We start from the raw sequence: 16,044 nt of genomic DNA on the forward strand, positions 1-16,044 counted from the left end.
ACACAAGGATTGATATGAAACTTTGGCTATCGGGTTTGGCTCTTCTGACGGTGGCGACCACCGCACAGGCTGAAAACTTCCGCATCGTGCAGTCTCCTGCGCAGAAGCTGGATATCTGGATCGACAACATTAAAGACAATACGCCGCAAAGCTGGTGTAAGTCGGACGTTGCGCTGCGTATCGTGGCCAACGGCAGGAAAGAGGTTTCGGTGCTGGAAAACTTCGTGCCGCGCCTGGGCTCGCTGCTGGAGCACCAGTGCAGCAGGCTCAACACCCTTAACTGGACGCTAAACGATCCCGAAGGGGCGACGCTCGCCCGGGGTACGGCGGCCAAAGCGCAGGAGTGGGCGCTGGTAGTGAAGCAGCAGGAAACGGCGGCCACGGCGCCCGCGACCTCCGGCGCGCTGCTGCCGCCTGACCAGAACCCGGAAACGCGCACCGTGGCGGCAGATCGCTCCCCGTGGCAGGAGTTCACCCTTCAGGACGGTTGCCACCTGCGCACCTTCTGGGAGGGCGGTGCCTCCGCGCCTGCGCTGTTTATCCCGGACTCCGACACCACCCGCTGCGGCAACGGCAGCTGGCTCAGCGGCCACACGGTCGTTACCCAGAACCGCAACGGGACGCAGAAAGCGATCCCGGTAACCTATATTCACGGCTTCCCGGTGATGGGCCTGAACAACAGTGTCGATCCTGAAAACGCGCTGATCACCTCCGTCAACAAGGAGCGCATGGTCTTCAGCACCCAGAACAGCGACCAGAGCTGGATGATCCTGCCGTACGACAGCAGCCTGAACGGCTGGAAGAGCAACGGCACGGTGGCGGTGGAGATCTCCCGTGAGATCGCCAGCGACGACGCCAGGCTCCAGGCGCGCATTGCGGCGGTGAAGAAAACCTGGAGCGCATGGGTTGCACCAGGCGCGGAGCTGAACATTGTTCTGATTGATACGCTGCGCCCGCAGCTTCGCGATCCTGCAGTAGGCGCATGGCGCGCGGCTAATTAAGGAGTGGCTATGAATACGCTTTATCAACATCTGGCGGGCGAGTCGATTAGCGACGCGCTGCTTCGCCTGGAAGCCGATATCAAAGCCCGCCCGGCGGATGCCGATCTGCGCGCCGCGTTTGTGCAGTTTTTGATCCTCAGCGGCAACTGGGCGCGCGCCCTGACCCAGCTGAAAAGCTGGCTGGCGCTGAAGCCGCAGGCAAAACCGACCGTCACGCTGCTGGAGCAGGCCATTCAGGGCGAACAGCAGCGCGCGCGCGTGTTTGCGGGAGAGGCGCGCCCGGCGATGCCCGAGGCGCAGTGGCCGTGGATGGCGATCTTAGCCCAGGCGCTGACGGAAGGCGGCGAGCGCGCGCAAGCCCTGCGCCTTGCCGCGCTGGAGCAGGCGCCGGCAGGCGCAGGCCAGCTTACGCTTGAGAATGACGAACAGCACACCTTCGAGTGGCTGATGGACGGCGATGCCCGCCTGGGGCCGGTGTGTGAAACCCTGGTCAATGGCCGCTACTTCTGGGTGCCGTTCTGCGCCATCGACACCATCCGCTTTCAGGCTCCGGCCAGCGTGACCGATCTGGTATGGCGTCATGCGCTGGTTCGTCTGACGGACGGCACCGAGCAGGTTTGTCAGATCCCGGCGCGCTATCCGTTTACTGACGGGGCACCCGACAGCGTCAGGCTTGGACGTACCACCGAATGGCTTCCCCTCGACGATGACGGCACGCTGTATGAAGGCATGGGACAGAAGGCCTGGCTCAGCGAGCAAAGCGAAAGCCCGCTGCTCACCCTGAGCCTGGTGACGTTTGCCGCGGATGGTGCTGATGAGTAATCCTGCTGGCGAAGGCGATCTGCTGCGCAGCGGCTGGCAGGCCCGCAGCAGGCAGGAGAAAGTGGGGGCGCGCGACAAAATGCAGCCCTCGCTGCTGGATCGCCTGACCGATAACGATCCGGAAAAGAAACGCGAGTCCGCCAACAGCAACCTGATCACCCACGCCGCGCTGCGCCGCAACGTGCTGCGGGATTTACAGTGGTTGTTTAATACCATCAATCACGATGCCTCCAGCGACTTAAGCGGGCTGACGCAGGTGAGTCGTTCCGTCGTTAACTTCGGCGTTGCGCCGCTGGCCGGGAAAAGAATGTCCGATATCGAATGGCATGACATTCAGCGCAAGCTTACCGAGGCGATTATTAACTTTGAACCGCGGATCCTCCCGCAGGGGCTTCAGGTTCGCTGCGTGTCCGATACCTCGTCGCTGGATCTGCACAACGTTCTGTCTATCGAAATCAAGGGCCGCCTGTGGTGCGTGCCGTATCCGCTTGAGTTTCTCTTTCGCACGGACGTCGATCTGGAAAACGGGCATTTTGAACTGAAGGATGCGGGGTAATTATGGAAAGCAAGCTGCTCGAATATTACAACCGTGAACTGGCCTACCTGCGCGAGATGGGCGCGGAGTTCGCCGAGCGCTACCCTAAGGTGGCGGGACGGCTCGGCATGCGCGGTATCGAAGTGGCGGATCCGTACATCGAGCGCCTGATGGAAGGCTTTGCCTTCCTGACCTCCCGCGTGCAGATGAAAATGGACGCGGAATTTCCGCGCTTCTCGCAGCGCATGCTGGAGATGATTGCGCCGAACTATCTGGCGCCCACGCCGTCGATGGCGATCGCTGAAATTCAGCCCGACAGCAGCCGCGGCGACCTGAGCAAAGGCTTTATCGTGCCGCGCGGCACCATGATGGACAGCCTGGCGCTGAAAAAAACCGGCGTCACCTGTAGCTACACCACGGCGCACGAGGTCAACCTGCTGCCGTTGAAAATCGACCGCATCGAGCTGGGCGGCGTGCCTGCCGACCTGCCGCTGGCGCAGCTGGGCCTGAGCCAGAGGGGGATCAGCAGCGCGTTACGGATCCGCATTGCCTGCGATGGCCCGCAGCATCTCGGGCATCTGGATTTTGACCGTCTGGAGTTCTTCTTAAGCGGCCCGGACATAGAGGCGCTGAAGCTGCTGGAGCTGGTGATGGAGCACCATGCGGGTATCGTCTGCCAGACGGTTAACAGCCAGCCCCGGCGCCAGCTGCTGTCGTCCGACGCCCTGCGTCAGGAGGGCTTTGAGGCGGATCAGGCGCTGCTCCCGGACGATCTGCGTAACTTTGACGGCTATCGCCTGTTGCAGGAGTACTTTGCGTTCCCTGCACGTTTTCGCTTTATTAGCCTGAGCGGGCTGGGCAAGCTGATTCAGCGCTGCGAAGACGAAAAAGCGTTTGATATCTTCATTCTGCTCGACAAGAGCGACGATCAGCTGGAGCGCGTGGTGGACGCCAGCCATCTGGCCCTGCACTGCACGCCGGTGATCAACCTGTTCCCGAAAGTGGCTGCGCGGCAGAAGCTGAGCGAAGGCCAGCATGAATATCATCTGGTGGTGGATAACATCCGGCCGCTGGATTATGAGATTTATGCGGTGAAAAAAATCTATGCCAGCGCGGACGGGCAACGGGACGACCAGACGTTTCGCCCGTTCTGGAGCACCTGGAGCGGCGACGCGGGCAACTACGGCGCCTATTTTTCCCTGCGCCGCGAGCAGCGCGTCCTCTCGGAGCATGCGCTTCGCTACGGTACCCGCACGGGCTATATCGGCTCGGAGGTGTTTGTCTCGCTGGTGGATGCGCAGCACGCGCCGTGGCAGGACAACCTGCGCTACATTTCCGCCGAGGTGCTGTGCACCAGCCGCGACCTGCCGCTGATGCTCCAGCAGGAGCTCGGGCAGTTCATTATGGCCGACTCCATGCCGGTGAAGACCCTCAACCTGCGTAAAGGCCCGACGCCGCCGCGTCCGGCGCTGGCGGAAGGGTTCAGCACCTGGCGGCTTATCAGCCAGCTGCAAATGAATTACCTCAGCCTGATGGACAGTGAAAACGAAGAGGGCGCCGCCGCGCTGCGCCAGCTGTTAGGGCTGTATGCCAACCTGGCAGAGACGCCGGTTGCCCGTCAGGTGGACGGCGTTCGCCACTGCGTGCTGGAGCCGGTGCACCGCCGCGTGCCGGAACCCGGCCCCGTGGTGTTCGCCCGCGGGATCGGCATTACCCTGACGGTGGATGAACGCGCCTTCTCCGGTGCCAGCCCGTGGCTTTTCGGCAGCGTGCTGGAGCGTCTCTTTGCCCGCCTGGTCTCCATCAACAGCTTTACGGAGTTCACGCTCAAGAGCCAGCAGCGCGGCGAGATCGGCTACTGGGCGCCGCGCATGGGTAAAAGGGCGCTGGTATGAGTGAGGTTGCCCCTGCAACGCTTCGCGTGCATCGCCTGACGCCGCTGCCCGATGCCTTCTGGCGCGGCGTGCGCGAGACGCCGTGGCGCTACGATCTGTTTCAGCTGTTAAGGCGCATTGATGCCCAGGGCGGCGAACGCTATCCGCTTGGACGTGCGCCGCTGCCGAAATTTGAGCCGCTGCGCATTGGCCAGCAGCCTTCGATGGGGTTTGCGCCATCTACGGTTGCCGACGTCCGGCAGCGCAAAGAGAACGGGCTGCACGAGGTTTCGATTCTTAGCTTCGGGCTGTTTGGCCCGAACGGCCCGCTGCCGGTGCATATGACCGAGTATGCCCGCGAGCGTATCCATCATCATCAGGACCACAGCCTCAGCGCGTTTGCCGACCTCTTTCACCATCGCCTGACGCTGCTGTTTTACCGCGCCTGGGCGGACGCGCAGCCAGCCGTTTCCCTCGATCGCGATGACAACAAGCGCTTCGAAGGCTATCTGGCATCGCTGATCGGCATGGGCCAGCCGGGCCAGATGACCAAAGGCAGCCTGAGCGCGCATGCCCGCTTTACCCACGCCGGGCACCTGACCCGCCACGGGCGGGACCCGGAAGGGCTCGAAAAAATCCTGCGTAACTATTTCAACGTCCCGGTCAGGCTGGTGGCCAACGTGCCGCAGTGGATGCCGCTCTCCCCCCGTGAGCAGGCGCAGCTGGGCGAGGGGCGTCGCCTGCCGCGCATGGGCGAATCCGCCTTTCTCGGCATTGCGGTACGCGACGTGCAGCACAAGTTTCGTCTGGAAATAGGCCCGCTGAGCGCCGACGAGTACAACCGTTTTCTGCCCGGCGAACCGTGGGTGACCGAGCTTCGCGACTGGGTGCGGCAGTACGTCGGGGTAGAATTTGAATGGGAAACACGGGCGATCCTGCGCGCCGATGCGGTGCAGGGCGCCGCGCTCGGCAGCACCGGGCGATTAGGGTACAACACCTGGCTGGGCATTCAGCCACAGCCTGTTCCGCGTGGCGATCTGGTGTATCGCGCAGAGCGATAATCCTTCGTATACCGAATCATTGTTAATGGAAACTAACATGTCAGAAATTAGCCGTGCCGTGCTTTTCGGCAAACTGGATACGCTGTTATTTACCTCTCTGGAAAGCGCGACTGCCTTCTGCAAGCTGCGCGGCAACCCGTACGTTGAGCTGGTGCACTGGCTTCATCAGCTTATGCAGCAGCAGGATGGCGATCTGCAGCAGGTCATCCATCACTTTGCGCTTGATGAACAGCAGCTGACCCGCGATATTGTGGCGGCGCTGGATGCCCTGCCGCGCGGCGCAAGCTCCGTTTCCGATCTGTCCGAACATATCGACAGCGCCGTCGAGCGCGCGTGGGTTTACGGCTCGCTGAAGTTCGGCGTCAGCCGGATCCGCGGCGGTCATTTGCTGATCGGAATCCTGAAAACATGGAATCTGGCCAACGTGCTGAAAGGCATCTCGGCACAGTTCACCAGGCTTAACGTTGAGGTGCTGATCGAGCAGTTCGACGCCATTTGTGCCAGCAGCAAAGAGAGCCAGCAGGCCGCCGCCGCGGTAGAGGCGCCCGCCGGTGCGGTACCTGCCGCGCAGGGTACGCTGGCGCAGTATGGTCAGGATCTGACGGCGCGCGCCCGGGAAGGTAAAATTGACCCGGTGGTAGGGCGCGATGAAGAGATCCGCCAGATGGTCGATATTCTGATGCGCCGCCGCCAGAACAACCCCCTGCTGACCGGGGAAGCCGGCGTAGGGAAAACGGCGGTAGTTGAAGGGCTGGCGCTGCGTATCGCCAGCGGTGACGTGCCGGAACCGCTGCAAAACGTTCAGCTGTGGCTGCTGGATATCGGCATGCTCCAGGCCGGGGCGGGCATGAAGGGAGAGTTTGAGGCGCGCCTCCAGGCCTTGATTAATGAAGTGCAGTCCAGCGCCACGCCGATTATTCTGTTCATTGATGAAATCCATACCCTTATCGGTGCGGGCGGTCAGCAGGGCACCGGCGACGCCGCTAACCTGCTGAAGCCCGCCCTGGCGCGCGGGCAGCTGCGCACCGTGGGCGCGACCACCTGGGCGGAATACAAAAAATACATCGAGAAGGATCCGGCGCTCACCCGCCGTTTCCAGACGGTACAGGTCCACGAGCCGGACGAAGCGAAAGCCGTTCTGATGCTGCGCAGCACCGTTTCGCCGCTGGAAACCCATCACCAGGTTTTACTTCTCGACGAAGCGGTCAGCGCGGCGGTGAAGCTTTCTCATCGCTATATCCCCGCGCGCCAGCTGCCCGATAAAGCGGTGGCGCTGCTGGATACCGCCTGCGCGCGCGTGGCCGTCAGCCAGAGCGCGCCGCCTGCCCAACTGGAAGACTGCCTGCGTCACCTGGCCGCCCTGGACGTGGAGCTGGAGATTGCTGAACGTGAGGCGCGGGTCGGGGCAGGCGATCCGGCGCGCGTGGCGACCTTAACCGCCGAGCTTGACGCGTTTGAAACCAGGCGCGAAGCCCTGGCCCGGCGCTGGGAAGAAGAGCGCAATCTGGTGCAGGAGATTATCCGCCTGCGCGCCGCGCTGTTTGCGGCGGGCGACGAGGACACGGCTGAACTGCGCGGCCAGCTGGCAGAGCAGCAGCAGGCGCTGGCGGCATTACAGGGTGACGAACCGCTGCTGTTTGCCGCGGTGGACGAAAATGTGGTGGCTGCGGTGGTTTCTGACTGGACCGGGATCCCGCTGGGCCGGATGGTGAAAAATGAAATTGACGCGGTGCTGAACCTGGCCGACACGCTGAACCAGCGGGTTATCGGCCAGCGCCACGGTCTGGAGCTTATCGCCCGTCGGGTGAAAACCTCGCGGGCGAAGCTCGACGATCCGAACAAACCGATCGGCGTATTTATGCTGTGCGGGCCGTCCGGCGTCGGCAAAACCGAAACCGCGCTGGCGCTCGCGGAGTCCCTGTACGGCGGCGAGCAGAACGTTATTACCATCAACATGAGCGAATTCCAGGAAGCGCACACCGTATCGACGTTAAAAGGTGCACCTCCGGGCTACGTGGGCTATGGTGAAGGCGGCGTCTTAACCGAGGCCGTGCGCCGCCGCCCCTACAGCGTGGTGCTGCTGGACGAAATTGAAAAAGCGCACCCGGACGTTCATGAGATCTTCTTTCAGGTCTTTGACAAAGGCTGGATGGAGGACGGCGAGGGGCGTCATATTGATTTCCGTAACACCATTATTATTCTGACGTCCAACGTTGGCACCGAGCTGATCGCCGCCATGTGCGCCGACCCGGAACTGATGCCTGAGCCGGACGCGTTAAGCGGCGCCCTGCGCCAGCCGCTGCTGGAGGTATTCCCGCCTGCGCTGCTGGGCCGTCTGCTGGTGGTGCCGTATTATCCGCTGAGCGACGCGATGCTGGGGCAGATTGTGCGCCTGCAGCTCAGGCGCATTCAGCGTCGTCTGGAAGAGAATCACAACATAATTTCTGAATTTGACGACAGCGTGGTTGAACAGATCGTTCAGCGCTGTACCGAGGTAGAGTCGGGCGGGCGTATGGTGGATGCAATTCTTACCAATACGCTGCTGCCGCAGATGAGCCAGATTTTACTTACCGCCAGCCGCAGCGACGAGCAGTATCGTCGTTTGCACGTTACCTGCGAGCAGGGCGAGTTCCACTGTCAGTTTGCCGCGTAATAATCATCAAGAGAACTGTAAAAGATGACGGATAATGATAACAATCGGACTGTCCCAAACGCGCTCCCGGTCGGGTACCGTTTCAATGAGTTTGAGATTAAAGAGGTAATTGGCGGCGGCGGATTCGGCATCGTCTATCGCGCCTGGGATCACCAGCTCGAACGCACTATCGCTATCAAAGAGTTTATGCCTTCCTCCCTCGCCGTGCGCGGCGAGGACATGACGCTGGTGCTGCGCAGCGAGCGCTTCGGCAAAGCCTTTTCCGCGGGCCTGAACAGCTTCATTCAGGAAGCCCGCCTGCTGGCGCGGTTCAACCACCCGAACCTGCTGCACGTGCTGCGTTTCTGGGTACAAAACGACACGGCCTACATGGGAACGCTGTTCTACAGCGGCACCACGCTGTCTCGCCTGCGCGAAGAGAAGCCCGAGCTGATTAACGAGACGTGGATCCGTCGCATGCTGCCGATGCTGTTTGGCGCCATCAAAACGATCCACGATGAAGGCTATCTGCACCGCGATATATCGCTGGACAACATTCAGATTCAGGATAACGGCCTGCCGGTGCTGCTTGATTTCGGTTCGGCGCGCCGCACCATCGGTAATCTCTCGGACGAGACGGAAACCATGCTGCGTCCGGGGTTCGCGCCAATCGAGCAATATACCGATGACAATGAAAGCGAGCAGGGGCCGTGGACGGATATATACGCTCTCGGCGCCGTGCTGCGTACCCTGATCGTAGGCTCTCCGCCTCCGGTCAGCGTGGTGCGTTCGATTCAGGACACCTGTAAACCGCTGGTGGAGCTGATGCCGCAGGGCTATTCCATTCCGCTGCTGCAGGCGATTGACCGGGCGCTGGCGCTGCATATGGAAGATCGCCCGCAATCCATCGAGGAGTTTGCGGCCCTGATCGAAATGCCCGTCGCCGGTATCGACGACGTGCTGACCGCGAAAAAGACGGGCACGATGCTGGTGCCGGTTGAAGAGGAGACGTCTGCTTCCGCGCTGGACTGGCGGCGCTACAAGCTGCCGGGACTGGTCGCCGCGGGCGTGCTGGTTGGGGTTGTTGCCGGCGCGATGCTGTTCGGCGGCGGTCAGAGCGCGCCAGAGCAGACGGCGCAAACGCCTGCCGCGACTCCGCCTGCACGGACCACTGCCGCAGCGAATACCACACCGGAAACGGCAGAGGCCGACGAGCCTGCTGCGCCACCTGCCGCGGCACAGCAGGGCACGCCGCCCGTTGCCGCCAGCCCCGTCGCGCTTGTCTATATCCGCATGCTCGACGGCGAGACGCTGAAGGTTAACGGTGAGCCGAAAGCGCTGCGTCCGGGAAATAACGGTTACGCATCGCTGAAATTGCCGGCGGGCGAGGCCCGTATCGAGCTGGAAGGGAATGGAAGAACGCGTACCCAGACGCTGGATATTGCGAAGCCAGGTACCTGGCTGGTGAACCCGTAGGCCAGCGGGTAACAGGACGGAGCGCATGTACAACATCAAGTTTGTCTATCTTTTTCATGAGAACGTTTCACCGGCGCTGTTTGCGAAAATTATCCGCCCGTCCGTTGCCGGGCAGTGGATTATGTCGGTTCCCGACCATTCGCTGCGCTCGCTCTTCACGCGCTACGATTTGCTGCGCAACATCACCGGCGCGAATCCTTATCAGTCCGGGCGCGATACGCGCAAGCTGATCGCTCAGGATTTGGATATCGGCAGGGTAGTGGCCATCGACGAAAGCTTCCGCGACTGGTCATCGGTAACGGAGATTTTTTATATCAATGCCAAAGGGCAGCTGCAGGCTGCCTCCATTGTTGGTCTGGGCTGGTACCCGGTGAGTACGATTGTCGATCGTTACGAAACCATGGTGCGAGCGTATGGGTCTCGCCCTGCGCCAACGGTGTTGCCGAAGCAGGTGGTGAAGTCTAAAGCGGCGCAGGTGCCGGATGCGCCAACGCCGGGCAAAGACGGTAAAACCTATGCGGCACAGCTGGAAAATATGACCAAAGCCGAACGCTGGCAGGCGCGTAAGGAGCTAATTGCAAAGGGCAGCAACAGCCTCTACCCGGATGCGCAGATAGCGGCTAAGCGGTTAGCGGCGAATAATATTGCGGTGGAAAAAGCGAAGCTTGCTGAGAACGTCTACAAGACGGTAAATCCGCTGGAAACGACGCCGGGCGTGCCGGAGGGGTGGACGGATATCAGTAATGATGCGGATGCTTTGAAGAAATATGGTCTGGATAAAGAAGTTCTTTTTGACCATGCCGATACGCCTGACTTCCTGGCGCGAGTTTATCAACCTGATTCTGCGGTTTTTGGCAGTGACATGAATCCAACAATCGTGTTCAGAGGATCAAGGCAACCTGAGTTTTTTCCCACGAAGAACATGGCTGACTGGGCAAACAATGGAGCTCAAGGTTTAGGTATGGAGTCGGATTATTATAAGCGGGCAGTACGCTTGGGATCACGTCTGGCTAAATCGGTATCTAAAATCGATATCGCAGGCCACTCTCTGGGAGGTGGGTTGGCCTCTGCTACCTCTGTCGCAAGCGGTCAGGCTGGATGGACATTCAATGCGGCTGGTCTGCATTCATCCACTGTTGAAAAATACGGTGGAAGCTTGCTGGGTGAGGCGGATAATATTCAGGCTTATCGCGTTGAAGGTGAATTGCTGACAAAAATCCAGGAAGTTAATCTGGCGGAAGACTATAAAATGTTGAAAGGCCACATACCAACGCTTATAGCCAAAGAAGAAATCTCTGCCATTATGCCTAATGCTGCTGGAGTTGTTCACGATCTTCCCGGCGGGACAGGAGGTCCATTGGACCGCCATGGCATTGGTCAGGCAATAGATTGCATAGAACAGCAAAAGAATGAAGACATTTCAATTATTAGGAGTCGTGCATGAAATCGTTCTTATCAGGCTGGATAATGCTTTGTTTGATTTTAATGGTTCAGGGGTGTAAACAAAATATGGATTTAAAACCAGATAATTACTTTAGCGGACAACAGCTCACATTAGCTCGTGCAATCGAGAATGGCGAAGTTGATGAGGTAATTAAATTAGCGTCAGAGACGGATTTAAACAAGCCCGGTAAAGAAGACATGACATTGTTATTTTGGGCTGTCATGAATTCGATCAATAATCAGAAAACACCGGAGCGGCTAAATATTATCACCATGCTGATTAAAGCGGGTGCAGACCCTCTGCAACCGAGGCCACAAGGAAAAAATAGTCCAGCTGAGTTTGTTTTAATGGCAGACAACGCGGACTGGATCAAGGCGATGTTAAATGCGGGTTTATCGCCAAATGCCGTTGATGAAACTTTTGGGAAACCAATTATTTTCCAAACGCTTGAAGCCAAAAACACCAAGACGTTACAGGCTATGCTTGATAAAGGTGCCGATATAAATATCACCGATTCTTTGGGAAATACGCTACTTATTGATGCCCTGGATTTCCACTCGTACGATCATGTTCTTCTTTTACTTGAGCGCGGAGCAGACCCTGAAATCAAAGCAGATAATGGTTGGACGATGGGTAATCAGTTGCAGCGTTTCCTCGATAGGGCGAAGGTAGGCAGCGACGAATATAAAAAACTTAACGAAATTAAAGATGTGCTTATTCAACATGGCGGTAAATGGCCACCGATGCCGGTTAAATAGGAAACGTATAGCTTATGCATCTTACTGCTCGTCTGATGCCGATTTTCATATTTCTATTACCGGAATGTATATATAACCCAGATCCAAATCCGCAAGACTACTTCAGCGGCTAGCTAGATGAAGCTAAAAAGTCTCCCGTAAATCGGTCTTAACAAACTCAGGCAACATGATATGAACCTGTTGTTCTGGGCTGTAGGATGGTCTTACAACTGGCACAAAAGAAGATAATGAGTAATGTTACCTCCCCCCAGGATAAATTAAATAAAAATTAATCAGTACGGCGGTAAATGGCCAGCTGCGGCAGTAAAAAAAGAGATAAACAGGTCATGACTGTAAAAGATAAAGTTTTCTTTTTCTGGGGTGGCATGGATATTCTTGCCATCATTCTTTATTGTGTGAATTCAGTGCTGAAGGGACGGCTGCCTTTCGTTTCGGATGCTTTGTCATTTACTGATTTATGGTCTGCACACAGTGCTTTGGTGCCCGGTATACTGGTGTTACTCCTTTTTGCTTTGGATTTAGGATTGCTGCTTTCTTTTGTTCTCTCGGCAATTTTTTTCTTTAAACGGAAACGCTGTGCAGTTAAGTTTGCTCTGTTTCAAGAAGTATTTCGGTTGATCTCATTTCGCTGTTCCGTTTCGTTCTTCCCGTTACTTGCAGATATTACTGGCATATCGAATGTTTGGGTAACCCTTGTTTTGTTCATGATCTCCGAGACTCTGAAGTTGTACTCCCTGATATATTATAAATATACGAAGAAAGTAGCTTGTGCGTAATAATAACTTTTAATCAAGCACTGAGGGGGGAATGTGTATTCGAAGTTTTTTTGCATTGGCTATCATAAACCTTTTGCGAGGATGCATCTGGGATAGAGAATTATAGTTTCTGGATTATTTCAGTGATTCACGGTTTAAGCTGGTTAAGGCATTTGAGCGCGGCGAGTTAATGAATACGCTTTATGATAAGAAAACACAACCGCGCCAACATGGTAATAAGTGGCCACCCGAGTCGATCAAAAGAGGGATTGAGTGAATATAACTGCAAAAAATAAAATATTCTATTTCTGGGGCATTATGGATGTCATCGGCATTGTATTTTATTATGTCGGTCCATACCACTTGCTTCAGTCATGGTGGGATTCTACCGGTGGGAATTTTGGTGTCATCATCTTCATGTTGATTGCAGGTGGGGTAAACGGTTTATTGACGGGGCTTTTTTACCTCGTATACCTTCTGTGGCCGGTTTCATTACTCTTTTCTGCCTGGTTTTTTTTCACAACTCACCGATACGCCGTCCGGTTTGCTCTGGCGCAGGAAGTGCTACGCCTGCTCACCATGAGTTGTTCAGTAACCTTGTTCCCGATGATTATTGTCGGTCTCGGAATGCGTGTTATACCTCTTAATATCACGCTGTTCATTTTGTCGGAAATAGTAAAAATTGGCTCGCTCATATTTGTAATGAAAAAATGGGATGCGGGTGATGGGGTAAAAAAGTTTTTACCTTAACTGAACGGGACTATATCGAAAGGGCCCTCAAACTGGCGCAAAAAAGATATGCGGAAATTAATGGTAAGTACCCCAGGGCGCCAATTTTGCATATGTATGATGAGATTGTGCAGCAGTTACGCATTCTGAAAAAAATTGTGATCAAAAACAAAGCTGACAAGTCCGTATTAAAGAGAATGACTTTTGGCCTTTATGCGGTTAGAGAATTCGAAAACTCAGATGAGCTCTTTTTCGAGAGACTGACGGATGCATGGTATATCGTAGATCAGCGACTACGTGGCGTAAAAGTGAAATTACCGCATGAAGTGGATCCTGACTATGTTCAGAAACAATGCGTTCTGGCGGAAAAATACCCTGACGAATTTTAGAGTTATGGATGTCATTTCCTCAATATATCTTTCCCTCCTGAAGGATCCATAATGGTCGATCTACACAGCGAAGATGCGGTAATTAATCACTATGCCGACCGCTACCGCAATCTTATGCCGTTAAACCTCAGGAAGGCGTCACGGCAAAAGAGTTCCGATAACCTCTGGGATGAAACATTGCCGCTCGTCACAACGGAGGCCGTTTCGCGCGATAACGCGCTCGGTGCGTTAGTGGGATTGGCCGTTGGCGATGCCGTCGGGACAACGCTTGAATTTAAAGCACGGGATAGCGAACACGTTAGTGATATGCAGGGTGGTGGGCCCTTTATGTTAAACGCGGGTGAATGGACAGACGACACATCCATGGCTTTGTGTGTGGCGGAAACCTATCTTGCCGAAAATCGAATGAATACAGATACCCTTAGAAAGTTCCTTCTCAGGTGGTATCAAACTGGAGAGAACAGCAGTAACGGACGTTGTTTCGATATTGGCAATACGACGCGTTTCGCTCTGGAACAATATCTACATGTTGGGCCTTCCTGGTACGGTAACACGGAGAAACATACCGCGGGGAATGCAGGACTTGTTCGCCAGGCCCCCGTGTCGATCTTCCGCCGAAAGTCACTCAGGGCGATTTATTTTGAATCGCAGGCACAGAGCAGAGCAACTCACGGGGCGGTAGAGTCTATCGATGCATGCCAATTTTTGGGGCTGATTCTGCATCATCTGATTAATGGTCATCAAAAAGAAGAGGCATTTTCACCCCATGTTTTTCCTTTGTGTGCACGGGTCATGATAATCAACGCGGGTGAGTACAAGCATAAAGCCCGTCATCAGATTCGTTCCAGCGGTTATGTAATCGATACGCTTGAAGCAGCAATGTGGGCGGTATGGAATACGGATAATTTCCGTGATGCGATCCTTCTTGCCACTAATCTGGCGGATGATGCCGACAGCGTCGCGGCAACGGCAGGGCAACTTGCCGGTGCATTGTATGGTTATTCTGAGATACCGCAGGAGTGGAAAGACAAACTGGTACAACATGAGCGTATTGCTGCGCTGGCGGGTGATTTGTTTGACAGAGCACCAGAAGACAAGTTTCTCTAGTACGGGAGTTAAAGGAGAGGCGTGAATAAACAAAGTTATACAGCGATGGATTATATTGAAAATGCCCTCGACGCTATTCAGGAGCGAAGGTCAATTATTCCTTCTTTTTCTTTGTATAACGTGGCTGAAAAACAAGTGGCGTATGTCAGGGATATCCTGACAGGAAAGAATACAGATAAAAGTAAACTCCATACGTTAAATCTTGGCGCTATGGCTGCAAAAGAATTTGAAACTACCGATGAAGAGCTTGCGCAGCATCTGTCAAATGTAAACTACATCGCTTCGCAGATGGCTCAAGGGTTAAAAGTTATTCTTCCTCATGAGCAGGATAATGGATATCTAAAAAGGCAAAAGCGATATCGAAATTAAGCAGACGGTGACTTGTGCATATCCCAAAACGTCTTGTCAAAAATCTCGTCTTTGTTGATACATTTATTTAGCATAAAACATTACGGAATAAAGATTATGCTCAACCGAATTACCGTTCAGCTCCCGGTTGAGGGGCTGCTCTTCTGGAAACTTTCCGGCCGCGAGGCGATGTCCGAGTCGTTCGCCCTGACGCTGACCCTGCTCGGCACGGACGCGCGCATCGACCGCAGCAAACTGCTCGGTCAGCCGGTCACGGTGACCATCCCGACGCAGAGCCTGCTCACCTCCCGCTATATCAACGGGAAAGTCACGCGCGTGGCGGTGAGCGCCGTTGAGCTGACGGGCACCCGCTATGCGGTCTACCAGCTGACGGTGGAGCCGGACCTGTGGCCGATGAAGCGCGACCGTAACCTGCGCATCTTCCAGGGGCAGACGGTGCCGCAGATAGTGAAAACCCTGCTGGGCGAACATCAGGTCAACGTTGAGGATAAACTCACCGGCAGCTACCGGGTGTGGGACTACTGCGTGCAGTATCAGGAGTCGAGCCTGGACTTCATCAGCCGCCTGATGGAGCTGGAAGGCATTGCGTATTACTTCAGCCACGAGGCCGACAGGCACACCCTGGTCCTGACCGACGCCGCCACCCAGCACCAGCCGTTCAGCGGCTACGAGGTCATCCCTTACCACCAGACGCCGTCCGGCGGCAGCACGGACGAAGAGGGCATCAGCCAGTGGGCGCTGGAGGACAGCGTGACGCCGGGCATTTACAGCCTCGACGACTACGACTTCCGCAAGCCGAACGCGTGGCTGTTCCAGGCGCAGCAGAACCCGGCGTCGCCGAAGCCGGGCAGCATTGACGTGTACGACTGGCCGGGTCGCTTTGTGGAAACCGGGCATGCGGAGTTTTACGCCCGCATTCGCCAGGAGCGCTGGCAGGTGGAGCATCAGCAGATACAGGCCACGGCCACGGCGGCGGGCATCGCGCCGGGCCACACCTTCACCCTGACTAACGCGCCATTCTTCAGCGATAACGGCGAGTATCTGGTGACGGCGGCCGGGTATCACTTCGAGGAGAACCGCTACGCCAGCGGG

The 16,044-nt window shown here is 56.3% G+C and carries 15 protein-coding genes; all 15 read left to right on the forward strand.

The features are described from left to right. The first annotated feature begins 14 nt into the window (after positions 1-14). Positions 15-1,001, forward strand: a complete 987-nt coding sequence (locus tag IM304_RS09350) for a hypothetical protein (RefSeq protein ID WP_193354577.1) — start codon at positions 15-17, stop codon at positions 999-1,001. A 9-nt stretch (positions 1,002-1,010) separates the two neighbouring features. Further along, the gene (locus tag IM304_RS09355; protein ID WP_148417978.1) at positions 1,011-1,823 is read left to right on the forward strand and encodes a type VI secretion system accessory protein TagJ; all 813 of its coding nucleotides are present in this window, start codon (positions 1,011-1,013) and stop codon (positions 1,821-1,823) included. Continuing rightward, on the forward strand, positions 1,816-2,379 hold the full coding sequence (gene tssE, locus IM304_RS09360) for a type VI secretion system baseplate subunit TssE (RefSeq protein WP_015570336.1): 564 nt from the start codon (positions 1,816-1,818) through the stop codon (positions 2,377-2,379). Before IM304_RS09355 ends, tssE begins: the two co-directional genes overlap by 8 nt. A gap of 2 nt (positions 2,380-2,381) precedes the next feature. Further along, positions 2,382-4,253: a type VI secretion system baseplate subunit TssF gene (gene tssF, locus IM304_RS09365; RefSeq protein ID WP_193354576.1), complete on the forward strand. Its 1,872-nt coding sequence runs from the start codon at positions 2,382-2,384 to the stop codon at positions 4,251-4,253. Further along, positions 4,250-5,293, forward strand: a complete 1,044-nt coding sequence (tssG, locus tag IM304_RS09370) for a type VI secretion system baseplate subunit TssG (RefSeq protein WP_193354575.1) — start codon at positions 4,250-4,252, stop codon at positions 5,291-5,293. Before tssF ends, tssG begins: the two co-directional genes overlap by 4 nt. 37 nt (positions 5,294-5,330) lie before the next feature. Continuing rightward, on the forward strand, positions 5,331-7,946 hold the full coding sequence (gene tssH / locus IM304_RS09375; RefSeq protein ID WP_193354574.1) for a type VI secretion system ATPase TssH: 2,616 nt from the start codon (positions 5,331-5,333) through the stop codon (positions 7,944-7,946). A gap of 24 nt (positions 7,947-7,970) precedes the next feature. Continuing rightward, a complete protein-coding gene (locus tag IM304_RS09380) occupies positions 7,971-9,401 on the forward strand; it encodes a serine/threonine-protein kinase (RefSeq protein WP_193354573.1) in 1,431 nt (476 codons plus the stop codon). A gap of 25 nt (positions 9,402-9,426) precedes the next feature. Further along, on the forward strand, positions 9,427-10,845 hold the full coding sequence (locus IM304_RS09385; protein WP_193354572.1) for a phospholipase: 1,419 nt from the start codon (positions 9,427-9,429) through the stop codon (positions 10,843-10,845). Further along, positions 10,842-11,603, forward strand: a complete 762-nt coding sequence (locus tag IM304_RS09390; protein WP_193354571.1) for an ankyrin repeat domain-containing protein — start codon at positions 10,842-10,844, stop codon at positions 11,601-11,603. The genes IM304_RS09385 and IM304_RS09390 overlap by 4 nt, the downstream gene beginning before the upstream one ends. A 287-nt stretch (positions 11,604-11,890) precedes the next feature. After that, the gene (locus IM304_RS09395; protein ID WP_227009495.1) at positions 11,891-12,379 is read left to right on the forward strand and encodes a hypothetical protein; all 489 of its coding nucleotides are present in this window, start codon (positions 11,891-11,893) and stop codon (positions 12,377-12,379) included. Between the two features lie 252 nt (positions 12,380-12,631). Further along, a complete protein-coding gene (locus IM304_RS09400; protein WP_193354570.1) occupies positions 12,632-13,108 on the forward strand; it encodes a hypothetical protein in 477 nt (158 codons plus the stop codon). 14 nt (positions 13,109-13,122) lie between these two features. After that, positions 13,123-13,476: an immunity protein Tsi6 family protein gene (locus IM304_RS09405; RefSeq protein WP_193354716.1), complete on the forward strand. Its 354-nt coding sequence runs from the start codon at positions 13,123-13,125 to the stop codon at positions 13,474-13,476. 51 nt (positions 13,477-13,527) lie between these two features. Next, complete coding sequence (gene tri1 / locus IM304_RS09410; protein ID WP_193354569.1) at positions 13,528-14,583, forward strand: ADP-ribosylarginine hydrolase Tri1; 1,056 nt, start codon at positions 13,528-13,530, stop codon at positions 14,581-14,583. A gap of 21 nt (positions 14,584-14,604) precedes the next feature. Then, complete coding sequence (locus tag IM304_RS09415; RefSeq protein ID WP_193354568.1) at positions 14,605-14,952, forward strand: immunity protein Tsi6 family protein; 348 nt, start codon at positions 14,605-14,607, stop codon at positions 14,950-14,952. Positions 14,953-15,048: 96 nt separating this feature from the next. Further along, on the forward strand, positions 15,049-16,044 hold a 996-nt coding region (locus IM304_RS09420; protein WP_193361507.1), incomplete at its 3' end, for a type VI secretion system Vgr family protein.

The organism is Enterobacter cloacae complex sp. P40C2 (assembly GCF_014930695.1).
In the GTDB taxonomy this organism is placed as follows: domain Bacteria; phylum Pseudomonadota; class Gammaproteobacteria; order Enterobacterales; family Enterobacteriaceae; genus Enterobacter; species Enterobacter pasteurii.